This window comes from Shewanella sp. UCD-KL21 (assembly GCF_001957135.1).
Lineage (GTDB): Bacteria > Pseudomonadota > Gammaproteobacteria > Enterobacterales > Shewanellaceae > Shewanella.
The window spans coordinates 345451-366426 of the sequence record NZ_MPHK01000002.1 but is presented as its reverse complement, the minus strand read 5'-3'; the positions used below and the strand labels follow the sequence as shown (position 1 = coordinate 366426).

23 protein-coding genes are annotated in these 20976 nt (G+C 40.4%); 13 read left to right on the top strand and 10 right to left on the bottom strand.

Features of this window, described 5'->3' with window-relative positions; all coding sequences use genetic code 11:
- Positions 1–132 precede the first annotated feature (132 nt).
- Positions 133–804, bottom strand: a complete 672-nt coding sequence (locus BM739_RS03460) for a DUF2461 domain-containing protein (protein WP_076537279.1) — start codon at positions 802–804, stop codon at positions 133–135.
- A 245-nt stretch (positions 805–1049) separates the two neighbouring features.
- Here BM739_RS03460 and BM739_RS03455 point away from each other — a divergent pair, with 245 nt between their 5' ends.
- The 8 genes from BM739_RS03455 (at position 1050) to BM739_RS03425 (ending at position 5562) form a co-directional block, all read left to right on the top strand.
- A complete protein-coding gene (locus BM739_RS03455; protein ID WP_076537277.1) occupies positions 1050–1478 on the top strand; it encodes a RimK/LysX family protein in 429 nt (142 codons plus the stop codon).
- Positions 1479–1586: 108 nt separating this feature from the next.
- Positions 1587–2225, top strand: coding sequence for a fumarylacetoacetate hydrolase family protein (locus BM739_RS03450; RefSeq protein WP_083698052.1), 639 nt, complete (start codon positions 1587–1589; stop codon positions 2223–2225).
- A gap of 168 nt (positions 2226–2393) precedes the next feature.
- A complete protein-coding gene (locus BM739_RS03445; RefSeq protein ID WP_254843453.1) occupies positions 2394–3146 on the top strand; it encodes a diguanylate cyclase in 753 nt (250 codons plus the stop codon).
- Entirely contained in the window at positions 3097–3354 is a 258-nt protein-coding gene (locus BM739_RS20425) for a diguanylate cyclase (protein ID WP_254843452.1), read from the top strand. The genes BM739_RS03445 and BM739_RS20425 overlap by 50 nt, the downstream gene beginning before the upstream one ends.
- Before the next feature lie 387 nt (positions 3355–3741).
- Positions 3742–4011 (top strand): DUF1778 domain-containing protein, encoded by a 270-nt coding sequence (locus BM739_RS03440; protein ID WP_076537273.1) that lies wholly within the window; start codon positions 3742–3744, stop codon positions 4009–4011.
- Positions 4008–4541, top strand: a complete 534-nt coding sequence (locus tag BM739_RS03435) for a GNAT family N-acetyltransferase (protein WP_076537271.1) — start codon at positions 4008–4010, stop codon at positions 4539–4541. Before BM739_RS03440 ends, BM739_RS03435 begins: the two co-directional genes overlap by 4 nt.
- Positions 4542–4909: 368 nt before the next feature.
- Entirely contained in the window at positions 4910–5131 is a 222-nt protein-coding gene (locus BM739_RS03430; RefSeq protein ID WP_076537269.1) for an AbrB family transcriptional regulator, read from the top strand.
- Positions 5128–5562 (top strand): PIN domain-containing protein, encoded by a 435-nt coding sequence (locus BM739_RS03425; RefSeq protein WP_076537267.1) that lies wholly within the window; start codon positions 5128–5130, stop codon positions 5560–5562. Before BM739_RS03430 ends, BM739_RS03425 begins: the two co-directional genes overlap by 4 nt.
- A 236-nt stretch (positions 5563–5798) precedes the next feature.
- Here the strand turns inward: BM739_RS03425 and BM739_RS03420 are convergent, their stop codons facing one another.
- The 4 genes from BM739_RS03420 to xapA form a co-directional block, all read right to left on the bottom strand.
- Positions 5799–6359 carry a CBS domain-containing protein gene (locus tag BM739_RS03420; RefSeq protein WP_076537265.1) on the bottom strand — a complete coding sequence of 187 codons (561 nt, stop codon included), beginning with the start codon at positions 6357–6359 and terminating at the stop codon, positions 5799–5801.
- A gap of 288 nt (positions 6360–6647) precedes the next feature.
- Complete coding sequence (locus BM739_RS03415; RefSeq protein ID WP_076537263.1) at positions 6648–7517, bottom strand: DMT family transporter; 870 nt, start codon at positions 7515–7517, stop codon at positions 6648–6650.
- A 69-nt stretch (positions 7518–7586) separates the two neighbouring features.
- Positions 7587–8849, bottom strand: a complete 1263-nt coding sequence (locus tag BM739_RS03410; RefSeq protein ID WP_076537261.1) for a NupC/NupG family nucleoside CNT transporter — start codon at positions 8847–8849, stop codon at positions 7587–7589.
- An 11-nt stretch (positions 8850–8860) separates the two neighbouring features.
- Positions 8861–9691, bottom strand: a complete 831-nt coding sequence (gene xapA, locus BM739_RS03405) for a xanthosine phosphorylase (RefSeq protein ID WP_076537258.1) — start codon at positions 9689–9691, stop codon at positions 8861–8863.
- Between the two features lie 219 nt (positions 9692–9910).
- On the opposite strand from xapA, the gene BM739_RS03400 reads away from it, so the two are divergent.
- Complete coding sequence (locus tag BM739_RS03400; protein ID WP_254843451.1) at positions 9911–10891, top strand: LysR family transcriptional regulator; 981 nt, start codon at positions 9911–9913, stop codon at positions 10889–10891.
- Positions 10892–10952: 61 nt separating this feature from the next.
- On the opposite strand, the gene BM739_RS03395 is transcribed toward BM739_RS03400, so the two are convergent.
- Together BM739_RS03395 and BM739_RS03390 are read right to left on the bottom strand one after the other, a co-directional pair.
- On the bottom strand, positions 10953–12542 hold the full coding sequence (locus tag BM739_RS03395; protein WP_139326808.1) for a PAS domain-containing methyl-accepting chemotaxis protein: 1590 nt from the start codon (positions 12540–12542) through the stop codon (positions 10953–10955).
- A gap of 415 nt (positions 12543–12957) precedes the next feature.
- Positions 12958–13512: a hypothetical protein gene (locus tag BM739_RS03390; RefSeq protein WP_076537256.1), complete on the bottom strand. Its 555-nt coding sequence runs from the start codon at positions 13510–13512 to the stop codon at positions 12958–12960.
- Between the two features lie 186 nt (positions 13513–13698).
- Between BM739_RS03390 and BM739_RS03385 the strand changes: the two genes are divergently transcribed.
- Together BM739_RS03385 and BM739_RS03380 are read left to right on the top strand one after the other, a co-directional pair.
- On the top strand, positions 13699–15210 hold the full coding sequence (locus BM739_RS03385; protein WP_076537346.1) for a Fic family protein: 1512 nt from the start codon (positions 13699–13701) through the stop codon (positions 15208–15210).
- A 62-nt stretch (positions 15211–15272) separates the two neighbouring features.
- Positions 15273–15491 (top strand): RHS repeat-associated core domain-containing protein, encoded by a 219-nt coding sequence (locus tag BM739_RS03380; RefSeq protein ID WP_083698047.1) that lies wholly within the window; start codon positions 15273–15275, stop codon positions 15489–15491.
- A 446-nt stretch (positions 15492–15937) separates the two neighbouring features.
- On the opposite strand, the gene BM739_RS03375 is transcribed toward BM739_RS03380, so the two are convergent.
- On the bottom strand, positions 15938–16501 hold the full coding sequence (locus tag BM739_RS03375) for a cysteine hydrolase family protein (RefSeq protein WP_076537255.1): 564 nt from the start codon (positions 16499–16501) through the stop codon (positions 15938–15940).
- A 221-nt stretch (positions 16502–16722) separates the two neighbouring features.
- Between BM739_RS03375 and lgt the strand changes: the two genes are divergently transcribed.
- Positions 16723–17520, top strand: a complete 798-nt coding sequence (lgt, locus tag BM739_RS03370) for a prolipoprotein diacylglyceryl transferase (protein WP_076537253.1) — start codon at positions 16723–16725, stop codon at positions 17518–17520.
- Between the two features lie 134 nt (positions 17521–17654).
- Here the strand turns inward: lgt and BM739_RS03365 are convergent, their stop codons facing one another.
- Complete coding sequence (locus BM739_RS03365) at positions 17655–18077, bottom strand: DUF6691 family protein (protein ID WP_217697821.1); 423 nt, start codon at positions 18075–18077, stop codon at positions 17655–17657.
- Positions 18070–18489: a YeeE/YedE family protein gene (locus tag BM739_RS03360; RefSeq protein ID WP_076537249.1), complete on the bottom strand. Its 420-nt coding sequence runs from the start codon at positions 18487–18489 to the stop codon at positions 18070–18072. The genes BM739_RS03365 and BM739_RS03360 overlap by 8 nt, the downstream gene beginning before the upstream one ends.
- Positions 18490–18820: 331 nt before the next feature.
- Here BM739_RS03360 and BM739_RS03355 point away from each other — a divergent pair, with 331 nt between their 5' ends.
- On the top strand, positions 18821–20524 hold the full coding sequence (locus BM739_RS03355; protein ID WP_076537247.1) for an FAD-dependent oxidoreductase: 1704 nt from the start codon (positions 18821–18823) through the stop codon (positions 20522–20524).
- The last annotated feature ends 452 nt before the right edge of the window (positions 20525–20976 follow it).

The following is a 20976-nucleotide window of genomic DNA, read 5'->3' as shown; positions in this document are numbered from 1 at the left end:
TGGATAATTTTCGCTAATTCACCAGCACTGGTTCTCAGCGTCTTGGTTGGTCTCGTTTAGTGGCGAATGTTTATATCTTCAGAATAACCTCCATCTACGACCCTGTTGCAATGATGACAGTAGTCATTATTACTAAAAATCTAAGTCTAAGGCAAAGCATAAATAGCCCATTAAACCAATGGTATGCTTAAACTCTTTAGCGCAGAACTCCACAAAATCATCAGCGCAGACTTGCTCAATGGTGACAGGTTTGATGGCAATAAAATCTTTGCGCTTTAATTCTTCAATGAATGGATGATCTTTATCAAATCCACGGGGTGGTCTGATTAAGCTTTCCCCAGATAACTCAAACCCAGCTGCAGCTAATTGTGCCAAAGCCTTTTTATAACCATTAGGGTTTTCATCAATACAATGACGAATGGCATTGAGTGCTTTTGATTCTGGGTGCCAAATCCCTGCTGCTAAAAAACAGCCATCATTGGCAAGGTGCAAATATATGCCTGGAGCATGGACATCTTTACCTTGGAAATGTCGGAATTGAATGCCAACGTTAAGTTTATAAGGACTTTTATCTTTACTGAATCGGCTGTCTCTTTGGGGGCGCATCATACTGCCGCCGACTTTTTTAGGCACAGCTGTCAACCTTGGCGATAAGCTAAGGATAGGGCCTTGCATGGCTTCAATAAATTTAAGGGTTGGCGTACGCACTAAGTCTTCATAGGTTTGCTGGTTTTGCTTAAACCATTCTCGATCGTTGTTATCAGCTAGAAGAGTCAGAAAATCAAAGCTTTGTTGAGAAAACATAGGCTGCCTTATTCGTGTTAATCGTTAATTGCGCCTTAACGGCGTATGATCGCCATCAGCTCAAATGAGTGTTCATTTATATAGATTAAGTTTAAATTCAATCTATTAAAAGCTAGGTTTCAGTATTAGAAAGGCTTATATTAAAGTAGTACTTTGTACTATCAAAGGCTAGATTAAAGGCCATTATTGATAGCGTATTTTATACGCGCCCCTTGGGATAAAACAGAAATTTTTAAAGGTTTACCATGACGACATCGTTACAAGTGCTTGGCTGGTGTGAGTGGGCCACATTTCCCGAAATTGCCAATGAACGGGTCAATATGAAAATTGATACTGGCGCTAAAACCTCATGCTTACATGCTTTTAAAATTGAACCCTTTATAAAAAATAACCAAGAGTGGATTAAAGTGTGGTTTCACCCTGAGCAAAAATCCTCTCGTGAAGTTGTTTGTGACTTTGTGGTGTTTGATCGTCGTAATGTCAAAGATTCTGGCGGACACATAACCAGTCGTTATGTGATAAAAACGCCGATTATCATTGGTGAACATCATTTTGATATTGAGCTGACACTCACTGCCCGTGACAATATGCAATTTAGAATGTTGCTGGGCAGAAGAGCACTAGCAGGGCGGTTTTTAGTCGATTCTTCAGCATCTTATTTACTCGATTCATAATTTACATTTGTTTATACCTAGTCATCAAAAAAAGGACTCATCGTGGCTTTACATTCCGTATCAATCATCAACCCAACCGCGAACTCATCGGCTTCAAGCCGTGTAAAGATGACGCCTTCTAAAATCGTTTGTATCGGTCGCAACTATGTCGATCATATCCAAGAGCTGGGTAATGAGATGCCTGCAGATATGGTGGTATTTTTAAAACCCAATTCAGCTATGACAACAGAGCTTATTGCCTTTCAACAAGAGCCAATTCATTACGAAACTGAGTTATGTTTTATTATGGAAAACAATCAGTTTTCAGCAGTGGGTGTAGGGTTAGATTTAACCAAACGAGCGCTGCAATCGACACTTAAAGCTCAGCAATTACCTTGGGAGCGGGCAAAAGCCTTTAACGGCTCGGCGCTGTTCAGTGATTTTATTTCCCTTAAGGGATTAGACGCAACAGCCTGCAGTAAATGGGCTTTTCAATTATCTATCAATGAAAACATTGTCCAAGTGGGTCACAGTGACTTAATGATGTATAGCACAACTGCCATTAAGCAATCGTTAACTGAATTTATCAGTTTAGAAGACGGTGACATTGTGATGACCGGTACCCCTAAAGGTGTCGGCGTAGTTAATGTGGGCGACTGCTTTAGCGTAAAATTATGGCGCGCAATAGACTACAGTGATAGCCGCTCACTTGAAAACTACATGCTTAATAATGCTCCGCAGTTAACCCAGCAATGGTTGGCTAAATAGTTTTGTTCAAGATAGTAATCTGATGCTTAGCCGCGAAAGCTTAAACAGGAAATTTTGATTTTAAGGTCTATACTTTTAGCGAAAGACCTTTATCTTAAATCCTGCTAAAAGGAAAGTTAGTCTGTTATCAGGCTAATAAATTAGCTAAAAATGAGCGGCTAATTAAATATGACATTTCCTAATTCCTGTATAGAAAAGTATTACCAATTATATCAAAACTTGTTCAATTTCTCTGGTGTTTCATGGTGGTTAATCGATTTATCTGAAGACGCTAATACCTATTATTGCAACGATAGTATGTGTGACATGTTTGCTTTAGATAAACAATTAAGCCATCACAGTGTTAAAAAAACCTGCCCCATTGCTGGAGATTACAATAAAAATATTGCGATAAAAGACTCCCAAAAAGCCAACAAGATCCGAGATGACTACCTTAAATTAAAAAATGGCGTTATCGAAGAGTTCAATAATCGTTTCCCTTACTACGACAGTCGCGTTGATGAAGTACTTTATTTTACCAGTAAGGCAAGGGTGGTACTGCGTGATGATAAGGGCAACGCAATCATATTATTTGGAGTGATTGAATGTGAACGCACCAGTGCTGAGCTGTTTAAATTATTGAAAATTGATAGCTTAACTGGGCTTAATAACCGCCGTGAATTCGATTCTCAATTGGATTTCGTCATTAATTTAGCCAAAAGAGAACAGAAAAATGTCTCTTTAATCATGTGCGATATTGATTACTTTAAATCTTACAACGATAGTTTGGGGCATTATCAGGGCGATCAGTGTTTGATAAAAGTCGCTCAGTGTATTGCCCGAGTATGCAGTCGCTCTACTGATGTGGTGTGCCGCTATGGTGGTGAAGAGTTTGCCATTATTTGTTATGGCGAAAAATGTAGATACGGCCGCATTGGCTGAAGATATTCGCAAAAGTGTTTTTGAGTTAAGTATCCCTCATTTTCATGGCGCTGAGCCGGTAGTCACAATGAGTGTGGGTTTTGTTACCATGACGCCAGATGCTAATACAACAGCCAGAGAGTTTATTGAAAAAGCAGATAGTGCGCTTTATCGCGCTAAAGATCAGGGTAAAAATTGCTGTATTGAATTTACACTTGAAGTGGCTTAATCACGGCGTATTTATTACGTTGACGGGATACAGTTTGGGCGATGGTATTCTCATTGAACATTAAAGTTTTAAATTCGACAATAAAGATTAGAACTATGACAATAAAATCAAAACTTTTCGATTGTTTTATGTTGTAGTTTGTTTTTTGTTCTGACAAGGTTTTGCCCTTTATTCGATAGAGTAAATACTCATTCACATGCCGTTAATGTGCGTTTGCCATATTAAAAGTTATCTGAACTCTGCTCCCGACGAATTAATGCGTCTCAGTGTCACATCGAAATCATTATGCTTTTTTAAATCCGTAACCTTTCCGTACAAGTTGAATATGAGCAATGTTTGAACTATAATCTCTGACGTTACGGAATATTTCCGTACACTGGAGGAGTTATGGCAATAGCACGTTTAGATATCCGCCTTGATGAAGAGATAAAAGCGAAAGCTGAAAAGGCATCAGCATTGCTTGGGCTGAAAAGTTTAACTGAATATGTAGTTAGGCTTATGGACGAAGATGCAACACACGTAATTGAAGAGCACCAAAGTATCGTGGTTCAAGATAGTGTCTTTGACGCATTTATGGCTGCTTGTGATAAAGCAAAAGCGCCAAATCAAGCTTTGTTGGAAGCTGCAAAATTTACAGATGAAAGCGGTATCAAGTGAGTTGGGGCAAAGAGTTTGTAGAACTTAGTAAATCATACCACGACCGAAACTCATTCGACTGTGGTGAGCAAGAGCTAAATACATTTATCAAAACTCAAGCAGCAAAGCATATGGAAGCAGGTATTAGTCGAACTATGATTCTTCCTAGTGCTCAGCCATTGCTTAATCAGAAGTTTGCAATATGCGCATTTTACAGTGTTGCGCCTAGCTCAATCAGTCGAGAAACCTTACCAGCGCAACTAGCAAAGAAACTTCCTCGATACCCAATTCCAGTGTTTCTTTTAGCTCAGTTAGCTGTGCATAAGGAATTTCACGGCTCAGGGCTAGGTAAAGTCAGTTTAATCCGTGCACTGAAGTACCTTTGGGAAGTTAACCACCATATGAAGGCATACGCTATTGTCGTAGACTGTCTCACTGATTCAGCACAGGCATTCTATACAAAATTTGGCTTTGAGGTATTGTGTGAACATAATGGGCGCATTCGCATGTTTCTATCAATGAAAACGGTAGAAACACTTTTTAACCCATGAGCTAATGATATAGAAATAATAATTAGGCTGTGCTTAGTCCTGAAATCGTTGCAGATCAAGGCTGTATGACAGTAAGCTAGCGTCAAAATTTCGTTGGATAAGCACTTTGATTTGAGTCTAAGTATCAATCTTTATTGGCACTTCTTGGCTATAGTGTCACGTAGTAATCAGTCCTGTGTAAGAGAAAAATCTTGATCTTTAATGTTATGAATCCCCAAAAATGTAACGACTATTAACCTCCAAAAAGCTACGTTCAAAACGTTTGAACATTAAGCTTCACTATAAAAACGCCTCAGTAATCCTTACTATTTGACGTAGAGTAAAGACGTGCTATTCTTTACTTATATTGGTTTGGTAAAGAGGTTAACATGGCTAAAGTTAGCGCAAAAAGGCAAATAACACTACCTATTGAACAGTGTGCAATAGCTCACATTTATGCGGGTGATGATGTGGAAAGCTTTGTTGATAGGCAAGGTGTTATTTCAATAGTGAAAAAACAAGCAGGAGCAGCGAAAGGCTTGTTAAAAGATATTGTTACCAATGAACTCATTAGTGAGCAAAAGTCTTTAGAGAGTGCTTTAGAGAGATGATTGCAATTGATACAAATGTATTGCTTCGTTATTTGCTACAAGATGATGAAAAGCAAGCTAGTAAAGCGTCTAAATTGATTTTAGGAACTCAACCTGTTTTGGTTACTGATGTCGTGTTAACTGAAACAATTTGGACGCTCAAAGGTAAGCGTTACAACTTGAGTAAAGAGCAGATAATTGATGTGGTTCATGCGTTATTTGCAGAGCCTAAATTGACGTTTGAGGATGGACAGGCTGTGTGGGGAGCTTTAAAAGACTTCACTAACGCCAAGCCTATTAGGTCGGGCGGTAAAATTAAACAGGCTGATTTTCCAGATGCCTTAATTGTAAACAAAGCGAAGCGATATGGTCAGCTAAATAATGACGAAGTATCAGTGGTTTATACGTTTGATAAAGCAGCGTTAGAAATTGATAGCACTAAGCAACCTTAATTTTAATAAGAACTTTTAATCATAAAAAGTGCAACCAAGTAAAAAAGCATGTTAAATAGTGGCTTATCGGTAGTTACATGTAACATAGCATTTATAATTAATGTCCGCCGACAGGTATAAGTACAATGTTGGTTGATCTGAATATATGAATCTGAATGATAAATTTATAAGCCTTTGAAGTAAGGCTTATAGATAGAATTTGTATCATTCTCAGAGTTAATTTACTGCTGATTTCTCTAGCTGGCAGTGTTAAAAATCTGGCTAAATGAAGGACGTTGATGAATTTCAATTGGCACACTTAGTTTTCTTGCTAAGTCACTAGCTGCAATAATACCGCGAATATGATGCTGTTCGTGATCAATCACTAACATATGGTGCAAGCTATTTTCTTTTAAAATACGTACCACATCGCTGACCTTTGCTGTGGCAATTTGATCATAGTCAAACGCTTGAAGATCTTCTCTTTTTACCATGACATCAGTCACTAGGACTTCATCAATGTTGTGTTCTAGTTTTTTCGCTGTCATTAATAGATTATGATGTGACAGCTCTTGCATGGTAATCACACCAAGAAATTTATCATCTTTATCAACAACAAGACGCATGTAAGCATGGGTTTTTTCCATGATTTTACCTGTGCCGACAGCACTGGTCGACGCATCAACTACGATGGGACGGGCAACATCAAAGTCAGTAAAAATATCTAACGCAGGTGAATCCATATGTGCGGCTTGTACTTTGCTAGACCATAGTAAGTGATCGACAGATGCGGTGCTGAATAGTTGTAAATTTCTCATTGGCTAACTCCGTTACATTTAATTAAGTAGATCTGGTAACTGAATATAGCGTTGGCTAACTTTCAGGATTGGTGCGACGTGTAAAGTTGAGGGGCATCAATAAAACCATAACCTTGGGCAGTAAGAATAGCGCTGCTTAAACATGCAAAGCAAGTACATGAATGACATTTAATATTGGTTAAATCATTGTTATGTTTGTGGGTTTTTATGCTGAATGCGCGCCTGTTTGTGTTAACGTCGCTCTTTATATAACGGTAGAAAACAGCTTCAAAAGTATATAAATATGCCTCATTGCTTTCGCATCAGTAAATACATTGCCGCACTAAGCAGTAGCATGGCAATCGTTGTATAAATCCAGTTAACATCGATATTGCCACCTGTCATTAATACAAACACCGGGATCAGAAATACATAAGCTGAAACTTGTTGCGGTGCTAATTTTACGCTGGCTTTTTGAAACAGAAAAAAGCTAATGGCAGTGGCAAATACAGCAAGGTACAAGCAGGCAAACCAGCCATTGCGAGAGACCTGTTGCCAGTTAAAATCGATTATCTGTGGGGTTAAGCATACCGACAAAATAATCGAGGCGGTAATGAGGCTCCAGCCAGTGAATACCATAAAGTTCTCTTGTCGATAGCACGCTTTTATGACCAGAGGGTTAGCGGCCATAGCAATGCAGCCAAGCATAAACAGGCTATAGCCAGTGTTCCATTCAAATGCCAACTTCCCACTTGATTGCTGTATCACTAAAAACAGCGAAGCACCAAAGCCGACAATAAGTGCTAACCAATGGCTTAACTTACCCACTTTTCTATAGATTAACATGGCTAAAAATGCCGTAATCAAGGGGACCACAGTATACAAAGCGCTGGTGGCAAAGGCGGTAGTTTGAGTCAGGGCACTAAACATGGCAGTAAAGTAAGCCAGAGAGGGGAGGCACACCAAGGTATAACGTAAGAGGCTTTTTACACTGGGTAAGTTTAAACGGCGACTTAAGGCTAATAAAATGACAAACAGAAGCGCTGCGATAACGTATCTAAGCCAAGTGGCAATCATTGGTGGTACTTCAAGCATTAATTGCTTACCAATGGGAAATGTCATCGCAATGATAAAGGTAAAAAACAGCATTTGGATATGGGGTAGCGCAGACTTGAACATGAAAAAACCTTAAATAAAAAGGGACGAAAGCTCGCCCCTTTTAGTGTTAATTTATTACTTAGCAGAGAATTAGCTTGCTAGAGAAAAGAACAGTCCAGCAATGGTTGCACTCATTAGGTTTGAGCAAGTTGCAGCCACAACAGTGCGTAAACCATACTTAGCAATGAAGTCTTTTCTTGATGGACACAGTGTACCAAGGCCACCAATTAAAATCCCCATCGATGCGAGGTTAGCAAAGCCGCATAAGGCGAAACTGATAATCACTTTACTTTTATCTTGTAGCTCATGCAGCCCTGCTGCTGCCACATCTGCACTGTCTTTTAAGTAAGGCGCTAAATCACTGTATGCTACAAACTCATTTACAATCAGTTTTTTACCAATCATAGAACCTGCAATGGCAATATCTGCTGGCGGTACACCTAATAAAAAGGCCAGTGGAGCAAAAATCCAACCGAGAATGCCTTCAAGTGATAACTGCATTCCAACAGCATCACCAGCACTCCCTAAAAGCGTATTAACTAAAGTGACTAAGCCAATCATCGCAATCAGCATCGCACCAATCGCTGCGGCGAGCTTTATACCACTTGATGCGCCTTCACCGGCTGCTGCAAGCACGTTTACAGGCGGCTTTTCATCAAATTGAACGCTATTATCAACGGTGTAAGTTGGTGTTGCAGTTTCAGGTAGAATAATTTTTGCAAATAAAATACCGCCTGGTGCAGCCATAAACGAGGCTGCTAGCAAATATTCCATGTTGACGCCCATCATTGCATAACCGGCCAAAACCGTACCAGATACCGAAGCCATGCCGCCACACATTACCGCAAAGAATTCAGAATCACTCATTTTAGCCATGTAAGGCTTAATGACCAACGGTGCTTCACTTTGACCCACAAAAATATTAGACACTGCCGACATGGATTCAGTCTTTGATGTACCCAGTATTTTGGCCATACCACCGCCGATTAAGCGGATAATAAACTGCATAACCCCAAGGTAATAAAGTACAGCAATAAGTGAAGAGAAAAACACCACTAAAGGTAAAACGTTTAAGGCAAAGACAAAGCCTATACCTTCAACTGAGAAGTTAACCAAGTTACCAAATAAAAATTGAATACCGGCTTTACCGCTATCCAGTACCACGTGTACTCCGTGAGACATAGACTCTAATGCCTGTCGCCCTATGGGGACGTAGAGTACCAAGGCGCCAATGGCCACTTGTAGGCCTAATGCCGTTCCCACTGTGCGCAGGTTAATGGCACTTCGATTGACTGAGCAAGCATAGGCGATACCTAAAAGTGCCAGCATTCCGATAAATCCGATAAACATCATGGTATTACCCTCTATGCTTTATTGGCACTTACAAATGAGTTGATTAATTTTAAGAAGTCATCTTCCGCTAATTTGGCACACTTAAGCGTTTGTTCATGAGAGAGTTTTACATCACCAAGCCCTTCTGCCATGTTGGTGATTGCGCAGATAGCCAGTACTGGTAAACCACAATGAGCAGCAGAAATAACCTCAGGAACCACTGACATACCAACGACATCACCACCGATGATTTGCATCATGCGGATTTCGGCAGCAGTTTCAAAACAAGGACCTGGGTAAGACACAAACACGCCTTCGTTAAGGGTGATGTTTTCCTTGCTGGCGATAGATAGTGCTTGCTGGCGCAGGTCAAAGTCATAAGCATTGGCAAGGCTGAAAAAGCGCGGGCCATATTTATCATCATTTGGACCCGTTAATGGCGTACTTGGCATGGTATTGATGTGATCTGAAAATACCACCAGAGAACCCACATCAATGCGATCTGGACGTAAGGAACCTGCAGCGTTGGTGACCAGTAACATTTCACAACCAAGGGTTTTAAAGGTCCGTACTGGCGTGGTCATGACTTTCATGGTTTCGTGTTCATAGAAATGGCCACGGCCTTTCATACAGGCAACGGGGACACCGTTTAAAAAACCAAGTACTAATTCACCACTGTGACCTTCAACTGTGCTCACAGGGAAACCATCTAATTCTTGATAACCAATGCTGACTTTGTCTTCGAGTTTATCGGCAAGTACACCTAAACCAGAGCCTAAAATCATGGCTATTTGGGGTTTAAAGCCCGGTTTATAAGCTTCGATGGTCGCGACAGCATTTGGGACAGGATCGTATAGAGACATAATTAATTCCTAAGTGGTTTTGCTATTGGACTCACGGTAAACCCAAGCCACTTTGTTTAAAATCACTATATTCAGTGTCTATGTGCTCTTTTTCAGCACAGATTCCTCCATGAGCTAAATATGAAATAATTTTAGCCTTAACTATCTGAAAAATTGTATTTACTTAAATTCGGTTAAGGCTGTAAGGTGATTTGTATCAATAAAATGGAAAGCAAAGTTGTGAACTCAGACGCAAAAGTCATTCCTACGGCGCAAACGAGTTTAAAAAACTTGTTTTGGGCTGAACGCATCAGTATGAAAATGCTGCGATATTTTTATGTGGTGAGCCATAGCCAAAACTTGACCCAAGCCGCCGAGCGATTGCATATTTCTAAGTCGCCGTTAAGTGCGCAAATACGTGAATTAGAAGCGATTCTCGGGGTTGAATTGTTTAATCGAGAACATCGAAGTGTGCAGTTAACCTCTACGGGAATGTTACTGCGTCAAGAATGCCAAAGCATCTTTGAGGTGATGGATAGTTCAATTAATAAAGTGACCCAATATGCGCGAGAAAAACAAGGCCACTTGCGTTTAGGTATTGTTAGCTCAGTGTTTTTGGCTGGATTTGGTAATGCCTGCCAACAGTTGAAAAAGCAATATCCTTCGATTCAGTTTGAGTTTATTGAGCAATCACCTAAGCAGCAGAAGGTAGCATTGATCAATAACGAAATTGATATAGGACTGGTGCGCTATGCCGATACTGTGGATATTGAACCTTTAGAGTCGTGTAATCTATTCAGTGAACCTATGGCATTGGTGCTACCAGACAGCCATCCTTTTAGTCAGCGTGATCAATTGTGCTTATCTGAGTTGGCAGAAGAAGAATTTGTGATGATGAGTCAAACCAACTCGGCTTCAGCGCATTTAGTGATTAATCATTGTATTAAGGAGGGTTTCTTACCGAAAATCATTCAAGAGGTGATTGAGCCGATGACGCTAATGAATATGATAAACAGCCATCAAGGCATTTCTATTGTACCGCAAAGTTTTAGTCATCAGCCATGGCAACATGTGCGCTTTATTGAACTCAAACAGAATATTTGTGCCAATATCTGTGCTATTTATCATCCTCAAAAAATGACTCTTGAGCGGCAATCACTGATCCAGTTTTTGCATTTATCAATGAATTCTGATCAATTGATGCCAACTAAGCTGTCATAACCAAAACAAAAGCCCCTTAAACCTACCCAAAGGGGCTAAAAATCACAGTGTGATGTGCGAATTAATACTCCCTTTGAACACTTTGTTGCCAAAACTGTTTTGACAGCTGGGCGGTTTTATTAGATAAACGGGCCATTTGCTCACATTTAATTTTAGCTTGGTCTGTTTGCGCTAAGCTGGTATTAGACAGCTCATTAATAACCAAGATGGATTGATTAATCTCCTCGGCTACCGAGGCTTGTTGGCTCATCGCGGTGGCATTCATTTCTGCCATGGTGTGAATATTATCCAAGGATGCCAGCAGTTGATCAAAGGCGCTATCGGCATCTTCAGCTAATTGCACAGAAAGATCCGCTTGCGCTTGACCTGCATCCATGGCTTTAGCTGCACTTTGGGTGCTTTGCTGGAAGTTACTTACAATACTGCTGATTTGGGTGGTTGACTCAGTAGTTCGCATTGACAGTTGGCGCACCTCATCAGCAACGACGGCAAAACCACGGCCTGATTCTCCTGCTCGAGCTGCTTCAATAGCGGCATTAAGCGCCAATAAGTTAGTTTGTTCAGCAATACCTTTTATCTCGCCAAGTACTGTGGAAATGGCATGACTGTCATGTTCAATAGACTCAACAATGGTTGAGAAATGCACTACCTCTTGTCTTAGTTTCTCAATGGCTTCAACGACGTTGACCATCCGCTCATGACCTAATGTTGCAGCTTCATGGCTACGGGTAATTTCTTGGGCAGTGTTTTGGGTATTATCACTGACTTCAGTAAAGCTGGCGGTCATTTCTTCCATCGCCGTTGCCGCTTGATTGGTTTGCTGGCATTGGCTATCTGCTCGGTCACGTGTATCTATAATTGTTTGATTAAGTTGCTTACTTTGTTCACTAATTGATGTGGCAGAGTCTGCCATGCGACCGACCACGCCGCCCGTTTCAGTGATCAAGTAATGTAATGCTAAATCGATTTTACTTATGTCAGTTTGGCTACCTGTAAAAATGCCGCAGGCAATGGGGTCATCAATGATGTTAGTGGCTTTAGTGGTTAACGCTTTCAAGGGTTGGCAAAGATAATTGATCCCAAGGCCTACGGAAATAATGCCGACGATTGCCGTTACAATACTGAGGGCGGGAGTTGTTATCATGCTGGTGGCAATGATAGTAGCTAACGAGATAAACATTGCCCATAAACACAATTTACCAACAAAACTAATGAGGGGGCTAGCTAACTCTTTTGGCGCAACACCATCATTAAGCTGCTGATAAACTTTTTCAGCAGTTTCGATTTGTGCTTTAGTGGCTTTTCGACGAATAGATTGAAATTCGTGTATTTCACCATTTTCATACACAGGTGAGATATAGGCATTAACCCAATAATATTTACCACTTTTTGTACGGTTTTTGACTAAGCCATTCCAAGGTTTTCCGGCTTTAATGCACTGCCACATTGACTCAAATGCTTTTGGCGGCATATCAGGGTGGCGCACGATATTTTGTGGCTGACCATGTAATTCATCAGCACTAAATTCTGAAATATTAATAAACTCTTGGTTGGTGTATTTGATATTTCCTTTAAGGTCAGTTGTTGAGAGTAAAATGCAATCATCGCTGAGTGGTTGTTCGCTGTTTATTATTGGTTTATTTATACGCATACAAGCTAATTGGTTGCAAAAGTGTTGCTACATTTTGCCAGAGCACCATTTAGGATAAATTGATTGTGGTCAAATATTTACGAACTACTGTTAATTTTTTAATATCATAATTTCAATATGTTAGCTTGAAAATGAGCCATGGTTGGTCGCACTAATCCTTTGCAGGAATAGTCATGCCAGATCCTGGTTGGCGGGATGAAGGTAAGCATATATTTCGATGATTTGGACATTTTACGATGAAAAAACTGAGCACTTATTTCCGTTTAAATCGTTACAAGTAAATATGGTTGATTGGACAGCTTGCTTATTGGTGAATCTAGGTGGTTATTGATGGATAAAATGTCGTTGTTCTGGCTCGAAGTAAGCTGTTATTTTCTTGATTAACCAATATAACGTACCGGTATTATTTTTTTATTTAGAGTATCTTTTTTAGGCACTTTAGCTCCGTTAAAATCGTATTGATATCACATGATTTTAGATCATATAGAAACGCACCAAAAACTTGGCCATGTAGCGGAATACCTGCGTTTTCAAATGATTGAATGGCATTAAACTTGATAGATTGTTCACTTGTAAATACTTGGTATCTTTCGCTTGAAAAATAGGTGTTTTCACCCGTTTGGGGAGTTAGAAGTTTAGTTATTACATCAAATAAAGGTTTGCTGATGGGGAAGTAGACTTGCCTAAATAGCGAGTGGCTTAGCAAATCCCCACAGCCATATCTAAGCCTTCTTGAGGTATTAAGCCATCTAAAAATATAATCATCAGATTTAAAAGCAGCTTTTGATAAAGGTACAATTTTTTCTGGAATAGTTATTTGCTGACTTTTCCAAAGTTCTATGTGTTTACTAAGACCGAACTCAATGATGTCACCTTCTTTTATGTTAAGTGTATCAGTCACTTTAGCGGGGAATTCAGCATGGAGCTTTCCGTCAATTTGTTTTACTTTTGAAGATAATGGATTCTGCATAACGATAGATATTTAAGGGCTTTAAGTAAGCGTAGGTAAAGATTATAGTGCTGAAAACTCTATCGTTTATACATTAAAAGCTAATTAGTAGCTTCATTAAAAGCTAATTAGTAGCTTCATTAAAAGCTAATTTTGATTTACACTAAAAGCTAGTTGTTGAAATCATTAAAAGCTAACGGTGTTAACATGAGTCAAGTATCAGAGAAGCTTGCACATTCGCTAGAGCAATTAAAGCTATTACAAGATAGCGGGATTATTGCTGTGCAATCAAAAATGCTTGAACGCGCCGATAGAGAACGCTTAACTAAACATGGCTTCATCAAAGAAGTGATGCGAGGTTGGTATATTTCTTCAAGCCCAGATGAACAACAGGGGGATAGTACCGCTTGGTATACATTCTTTTGGGATTTTTGTGGGGCATATCTAGATGAGCGTCTTCAGCAAAACTGGTGTTTATCACCAGAGCAATCAATTCAAATTCATATTGGTGATAAAACGGTTCCTCTTCAGTTATTAGTTCGCTCCCCTAAAGGGCGAAATAAACCAACGGCTTTACTCCATAATACTTCGGTATTTGATATTCGCTCTGCGATGCCAGAGCAAGCACAGTTAACAGTCGTTGATGGTTTGAGAGTGTATAGCTTGGCCGCAACTTTAGTGCATTGTGCTAAAACTACCTTTGCACAAAAGCCCATTCAAATGAGAACACTACTTTCAATGGTCACAGATGCCTCAGAAGTCCTGAGTGTATTACTTGATGGTGGTCATGTTGCCAGTGCAGGACGATTGGCTGGGGCATTTCGTAATATTGGCAGAGGCTTGATTGCGGATAATATCATTAAAAGCATGGATGCAGCAGATTTTAAAGTTAAAGAAGTTGATCCATTTGAAGATGAAACAAACATCACCTTTGGTCGCCGTGAAGTTTCACCCTATGTAAATCGACTGCGTTTATTGTGGCAAAGCATGCGAACCGATGTGATTACCCATTTTCCAGATGTAGCTGACGCTAAAATAAATGTTCAAGGCTACTTAAATGAAGTAGAAGACAAGTTTGTTACTGATGCTTATCACTCACTATCGATTGAAGGCTACCGAGTAACACATGAGCTCATTGAACATGTACGCTCAGGTAATTGGAATCCTGAACAATCTGATGATAGTAGAAAGCATTTAGATGCAATGGCTGCGAAAGGTTATTGGGATGCCTTTCAACAAGTAAAGTTAGCCGTTGAACGTGTACTTAATGGTGAAAACCCAGGAGAAGTATTCGAAGCAGTTCATGCTGATTGGTACTTAGCTTTATTCGGCCCAAGTGTTGCCGCTGGAATTATTAAACAATCTGATTTAGCCGGTTATCGAACGGGGCCTGTTTATATTAGAAAGTCAAAACATACCCCACCAACCAAAGCAGCTGTTAGAGAGTTGATGCCTGCACTTTTCGATTTATTAATGGAAGAAGAGAACCCTGCGGTTAGCGTTGTATTAGGGCATTTTATTTTTGTTTATATTCACCCTTATTTTGATGGTAATGGTCGAATGGGACGATTTATTATGAACTTGATGATGGCAGCAGGTGGTTACTCGTGGACGATTGTACCCGTTGAGCGAAGAAGTGAGTACATGGAAGCATTAGAAGCGGCAAGCGTCGAGCAAAATATAGCTCCCTTTACAAAATTTTTAGCTTCGTTGTTATAGCTGTACCTATTTGAAAAAAATAACTTTTGTAAGAGAAAATACCCTACATCCTAAGCGCCCATATGAACGGCCGGATCTACGATCCAACGTTGGGTAGATTCCTGCAAGCTGATCCGCATATTCAGACCCCAACGAATAGCCAGAACTATAACCGTTATAGTTATGTGTTGAATAACCCGTTGAGTTATACGGATCGGAGCGGCTATTTCTTTAAGAAGTTTGGGAAGTTTGTTAAGAAATATTGGCGAGTTTTCGCAGCTTTAAATTACCTGCTTTGCTAAATGAGATAAACCGAATTCAGCAAGAGCTTTAGCCTGAGCGTAAAGTTGATATTTCATCATTCATCACCAAGGTATCCCATGCATTTCTAGCTAACACAGACCAAAGAACCATATTGTGCTGTCCAAGAAAAACGGAATTATTTGTCCAACAAGTCGGAGTTAACTGTTCAAATAGGCCGTAATTTATAGTAAGCAATGTTGGACATAAGACACAATTGCTGATGCTAGTTTTTGTAAATCCCCCCAGAATACAAGGTTGTTGTCAGGTTAAGCTCATCAATGAAAGTGCAGCACTGTTTTAATAATTTGTTCGCTAAGCGGCGTAGTGGATAGCAGCTATCACCTATCATCCATCACCTACCACCCATGGAATCAGAGGATATGAATGCTGCTACAAACGATGGGGCAGAATGACTAACCTTGCTTGAGTTAACTGCAGCTTAAAACTAAGCATGATCAGTAGATATTCTATCGACAATATCAGCAGTGGTGCCGGTTTCAGCAAGCTTAGGGAAAATAGAGTGAACGCTATTGTTATGAATATCCATATTAAAATCAGTAATGGCATCAGTGGCGATGGTGACGTTGTAGCCCAGCTCAAAGGCTTGTCTTGCGGTTGATTCCACCCCCATGCTGGTGGCGATACCACTAATGACCACTTGGGAGACTTTTAATGATGCTAAGTACTTGTGCAGCTCTGTTGAAGCAAAAGCGCCCCAAGTGTTTTTGGTTAACTGTAAATCGTCTTGCTGAGGTTGTAACTCATCAATCAATAGGCTCCAATTTTCTGGTTTTTGTTGCTGCACTCTGACTTGTTCTGTGCGCCCTGGCGCGATGCCATCCACATTAACCAGCACAATCGGTAAACTGGCATAGCGAAATAACGACACTAATTTACAACTATTATCGATAATATCTTTGATGGGATGACAAGTATCTAAGGTCACCAGCCCTTGCTGTAAATCGATAACAATTAAGGCTGTTTGGGCATCAATAGCGGTAATACTCATAACGATGGCTCCTAGTTATTTAGCAGGATGAATTGATGAGAATCAAATATAAAGACACCCTAGATATCATCATAGCTTAATAGCCGGAATTAGGCTTGTTAGATAGATGTTGATACTCGCTGAATGAAGGGAGTAAATAATCACTGCTTGAATTACCACCTCAAAGCACGTAATACTCTTGTTAGCATGTTTATTATTCAATCTGATATGGAGCATCGATTTTGGAGCATATAGTTTGGAATGTCGACCCTGTTATGTTGTCGTTTATGGGGCTAAAAATTCATTGGTATGGAGTGTTGTTTGCCACCGCCATTATCAGTGGTTTTTTAGTAATGAGGCGCATTTATGTGCTTGAAGCGCTTGATGTTGAGTCATTAGATGATTTAGTCATTTACTGTGTGGTCGGCATTGTTGTAGGTGCGCGATTAGGGCACGTGTTATTTTATGAGCCGGGCTATTACTTTGCCAACCCCTTAAAAATATTCGCTATTTGGAAAGGCGGGCTTGCCAGTCACGGGGGCACTGTTGGTGTGTTGTTAGCCATGTGTCTTTATAAACGCAAGGTGCAGTTACCGTTTTTATTCTTGATGGATCGCATTGCCATCGCCACTGGTATTTTCTGCTTTTTTGTCCGTATGGCCAATTTTACCAATTCAGAAATTGTCGGGGTGCCAACGGATAAACCTTGGGGCATTATTTTCCAGCGTATTGATATGCTGCCACGTCATCCTGCGCAATTATATGAAGCAATCACCTATTTAACGCTATTTATTCTAATGTGGCTGCTATATCGTTTTACTGACATGAAACAAAAACAAGGGGCATTATTAGGGCTATTTCTAGCGCTGGTTTATGGCTCACGTTATTTAATTGAATTTGTAAAAGTAAGACAGGCTGACTTTGCCCAAGATTGGAGTATGAGCGTAGGGCAAATGCTTAGCGTGCCGTTTGTGTTATTGGGGCTAGGGTTAGTGGTTATGGCTTATATGAAAAAGCAGCCTGATGCTTCAGTCAGTTAGCTAAAAGCGATAAAAAAATGCCAGCGATTATATCGCTGGCATTTTTAAAAAGGGATAGATATTTTAGTGCTGCAAAATGCTAAGCACTCACTTGAGCTTAACCGCGCAAGGTCCCACTGTGTTTCTTAAGGGGACTACCTTTTAATTGGCCAAGGGACATTTTTGCTCCCGTAGTAGCCAAGCAGCATACTTGCCATGAACCAGTAAATCGCCGACTCACCGCGTAACAAACTTGCTACCGCCGGACCCGGGCAAATGCCTACCATTCCCCAGCCAAGACCAAAAATAACTGAGCCAATAATTAACTTAGGCGTAAGCCCCTGTTGCAGCGTTGGCATTTCATCGCCATTAACGGCATGAGTACGGGGTTTGATTAAAAAATGGTAACTTGGCAAAAATACCAATAGCGCGCCACCAATAACAAAGGCTAAACTGCCATCCCAATTGCCGGTGACATCCAAAAAGTTAAGCACCTTGTAAGGGTTTACCATTTGCGAAATATTCATACCTAAGCCAAATAACAGCCCGGTGATTAAGCCTACTAAGACCTTAAACATGCACACCTCCAGACAACCACACCACTAACGCCGCACTTAACATAAATATCACAGTGGCAATCATTGAGCGCATTGATAGGCGACCTATGCCGCAAATACCATGGCCGCTAGTGCAGCCATTAGCGAGTTGGGTACCAATACCGACAGCTAACCCGCCAACCAATAACCAAGTTAATGAATAGTCCGGTAAAGCGGCGGTGTGAAGGCCCATTAAAGGGTCAAACAATAAACTGGCAGCCATGGCGATAACAAAAGCCACTCGCCATGCTCTGTCTTTGTTATTAGCGCCAAAAATGCCGCCTAAAATGCCACTGATCCCAGCTGTTTTTCCACTTAACAGCATGAGCATGGTTACCGAAAGGCCTAACAGCATTCCGCCAAATAAGGCACTCCAAGGGGTGAATTCTGTCATTCAACACTCCAAAATAATTTAACGGCTGTAACACTTAATTGTCAGTGCGGTAACAATTAACGCTATCGCGCAGCATTAATTTCACACAAGCCATTGTTAAAGCAAGGTTTTAGCGCAGTATACAAGAGCTGGTATATTAATAAAATCTAATCTTATGAAATTTTGTTTAACTGGTTGTGCATTAGAAAAAACTTATAGATAATATGTTTTATTCAATATGTGAACTATATAGAACGATGAATAAAAAGTATGGCAGACGACATCGTCGCAAAACACTAAGTTGCCATTACAGTTATTTCAGTTCAGCAATCGGTTGTAACGGGAGAGAGTCATGTCAAAAATTTTAATTATCGGTGGTGTAGCGGGTGGCGGCTCAGCTGCAGCACGTGCTCGTCGTCTCAGTGAAGATGCTGAGATCATCATGTTTGAACGTGGCGAGTTCGTGTCGTTCGCCAATTGTGGGCTGCCTTATCATATTGGTGGTGACATCAAAGATAGAAGCAAGCTATTGCTGCAAACGCCAGAAAGTTTCTTGGCACGCTTTAACGTTGATGTTCGCGTGATGAATGAAGTGACTGCAATCAATAGCGTCACTAAGTCGGTGACGGTAAAAAATTTAATCAGTGGCAATGAATACACTGAAATTTATGACAAGCTATTACTTAGCCCAGGCGCTGGCCCCATTGTTCCGCCTATTCCTGGCATTAATAATCCATTGACGCACTCGTTACGTAATATCCCAGATATGGATCGGATTCTGAATACCATCAAAACCAACAAACCCGAGCACGCAACAGTGGTTGGTGGTGGTTTTATTGGTTTAGAAATGATGGAAGCATTTCATCAACTAGGGATAAAAACCACTGTAATTGAAATGGCCGAGCAGGTAATGACTCCTGTTGATCGTGAAATGGCAGGATTTGCCCACGCAGAAATTCGCCAACAAGGTGTTGATTTACAACTGGGGGTAGCATTAGAAGCTGTTGAGTTTACTCCTTGCGATAATATCTTAAGTATCGAGTCTGGCGAAAATGAAGCCCACCAACACAAGCAAGGTAAGTTAAGCCTTACACTCAATAATGGTGAGTCCCTAGATACTGATATTCTTATTATGGCCATTGGCGTTCGACCTGAAACAAAACTTGCTAAAGAAGCGGGTTTAAAAATTGGCGATTTAGGCGGTATTTATACCAATGAAAACATGCAAACCAGTGATCCAGATATTTATGCCGTTGGTGATGCAGTAGAAGACAAAGACTTTGTGACCGGTAAACAAACCTTAGTGCCGCTAGCTGGGCCTGCCAACCGCCAAGGGCGTATGGCAGCAGATAATATGCTTGGCCGTAATGAAACCTATAAGGGCACGCAGGGCACCGCAATTTGTAAGATTTTTGACCTTGCCGTTGCTTCAACGGGTCAAAATGAAAAGCAATTAAAGCGTGATGGCGTTGAATACCAAAAAGTGTATGTGCATACCGCAAGCCATGCAAGCTACTACCCAGGCGCAGAAATTGTCTCGTTTAAAATGTTATTTGATCCTAAAACAGGAAAAATTTTTGGCGCTCAAGCGGTAGGCAAAGATGGCGTCGATAAACGTATTGACGTGATGGCCGTTGCCCAACGTGCCGGTATGACAGTTGAACAGCTACAAGACCTTGAACTGACCTATGCACCGCCTTATGGCAGCGCTAAAGATGTCATCAACCAAGCAGCATTTGTGGCCAATAACCTTATTAAAGGTGATTCAAGCGCGATACATTTTGATGAAATGGATAATTTATCAGCAGAACAATTGTTGCTAGATGTCCGTAACCCAGGTGAGCTTGAAGCGGGTGGTTGTATCGCTGGCGCGATTAATATTCCAGTAGATCAATTGCGTCAACGCATGAACGAGCTGCCAAAAGACAAAGAAATTGTCATTTACTGTCAAGTGGGTCTCCGTGGCAACGTAGCTTATCGCCAGCTGGTGAATAACGGCTTTAAAGCCCGAAACCTTCTCGGTGGTTACCGCACCTATAAGTTTGCTAAAGCATAGAAGTTTTTTTAATTTTTAGTTGTTATTAAAAAAGCCTGCAGTAATTTGCAGGCTTTTTTTTAAGTTAACTGTCCCGTCCTGAGATAAGTTGAATATGCTTTTATTTCTAATTAGTTATTGTGCTCAGTAATTCAATGGCTAAAACTTTAGTATTGAAATTCAACTTAATCATTTAAATTTACCACTTGTAAGCTGAAATTAGCTTATTTTTAAGTCTGTAGGTTACGGCTTATAGCTGTAGCAAGCTAAATAATGTATGTGAGCCTAGAAGATAATAACTGCGACCCCCCATGGTGAAAGTACTTTGAGAGCAAGGAGGTGGCTACATACTTTTAAACCTTAGGTAAACATGATGAATTACTCAAAGTTATGTCCATGCTGTAAAGAAGAAACCGTTTTTTATAAGATTCATCGTACTTTTTGGGAAAGAAACTTTAAGTATAAAGAGTGGG

What these genes read in the sequence shown, in the direction of transcription:
- BM739_RS03425 (WP_076537267.1), top strand. Translation starts at nt 5,128, where the DNA reads ATGATTGCAATTGATACAAATGTATTGCTTCGTTATTTGCTACAAGAT.
- BM739_RS03445 (WP_254843453.1), top strand. Translation starts at nt 2,394, where the DNA reads ATGACATTTCCTAATTCCTGTATAGAAAAGTATTACCAATTATATCAA.
- BM739_RS03360 (WP_076537249.1), bottom strand. Translation starts at nt 18,489, where the DNA reads ATGACAGAATTCACCCCTTGGAGTGCCTTATTTGGCGGAATGCTGTTA.
- BM739_RS03460 (WP_076537279.1), bottom strand. Translation starts at nt 804, where the DNA reads ATGTTTTCTCAACAAAGCTTTGATTTTCTGACTCTTCTAGCTGATAAC.
- BM739_RS03385 (WP_076537346.1), top strand. Translation starts at nt 13,699, where the DNA reads ATGAGTCAAGTATCAGAGAAGCTTGCACATTCGCTAGAGCAATTAAAG.
- BM739_RS03355 (WP_076537247.1), top strand. Translation starts at nt 18,821, where the DNA reads ATGTCAAAAATTTTAATTATCGGTGGTGTAGCGGGTGGCGGCTCAGCT.
- BM739_RS03390 (WP_076537256.1), bottom strand. Translation starts at nt 13,512, where the DNA reads ATGCAGAATCCATTATCTTCAAAAGTAAAACAAATTGACGGAAAGCTC.
- BM739_RS03440 (WP_076537273.1), top strand. Translation starts at nt 3,742, where the DNA reads ATGGCAATAGCACGTTTAGATATCCGCCTTGATGAAGAGATAAAAGCG.
- BM739_RS03365 (WP_217697821.1), bottom strand. Translation starts at nt 18,077, where the DNA reads ATGTTTAAGGTCTTAGTAGGCTTAATCACCGGGCTGTTATTTGGCTTA.
- BM739_RS03380 (WP_083698047.1), top strand. Translation starts at nt 15,273, where the DNA reads ATGAACGGCCGGATCTACGATCCAACGTTGGGTAGATTCCTGCAAGCT.
- BM739_RS03395 (WP_139326808.1), bottom strand. Translation starts at nt 12,542, where the DNA reads ATGCGTATAAATAAACCAATAATAAACAGCGAACAACCACTCAGCGAT.
- BM739_RS03450 (WP_083698052.1), top strand. Translation starts at nt 1,587, where the DNA reads ATGACGCCTTCTAAAATCGTTTGTATCGGTCGCAACTATGTCGATCAT.
- BM739_RS03415 (WP_076537263.1), bottom strand. Translation starts at nt 7,517, where the DNA reads ATGTTCAAGTCTGCGCTACCCCATATCCAAATGCTGTTTTTTACCTTT.
- BM739_RS03375 (WP_076537255.1), bottom strand. Translation starts at nt 16,501, where the DNA reads ATGAGTATTACCGCTATTGATGCCCAAACAGCCTTAATTGTTATCGAT.
- BM739_RS03420 (WP_076537265.1), bottom strand. Translation starts at nt 6,359, where the DNA reads ATGAGAAATTTACAACTATTCAGCACCGCATCTGTCGATCACTTACTA.
- xapA (WP_076537258.1), bottom strand. Translation starts at nt 9,691, where the DNA reads ATGTCTCTATACGATCCTGTCCCAAATGCTGTCGCGACCATCGAAGCT.
- BM739_RS03455 (WP_076537277.1), top strand. Translation starts at nt 1,050, where the DNA reads ATGACGACATCGTTACAAGTGCTTGGCTGGTGTGAGTGGGCCACATTT.
- BM739_RS03410 (WP_076537261.1), bottom strand. Translation starts at nt 8,849, where the DNA reads ATGATGTTTATCGGATTTATCGGAATGCTGGCACTTTTAGGTATCGCC.
- BM739_RS03430 (WP_076537269.1), top strand. Translation starts at nt 4,910, where the DNA reads ATGGCTAAAGTTAGCGCAAAAAGGCAAATAACACTACCTATTGAACAG.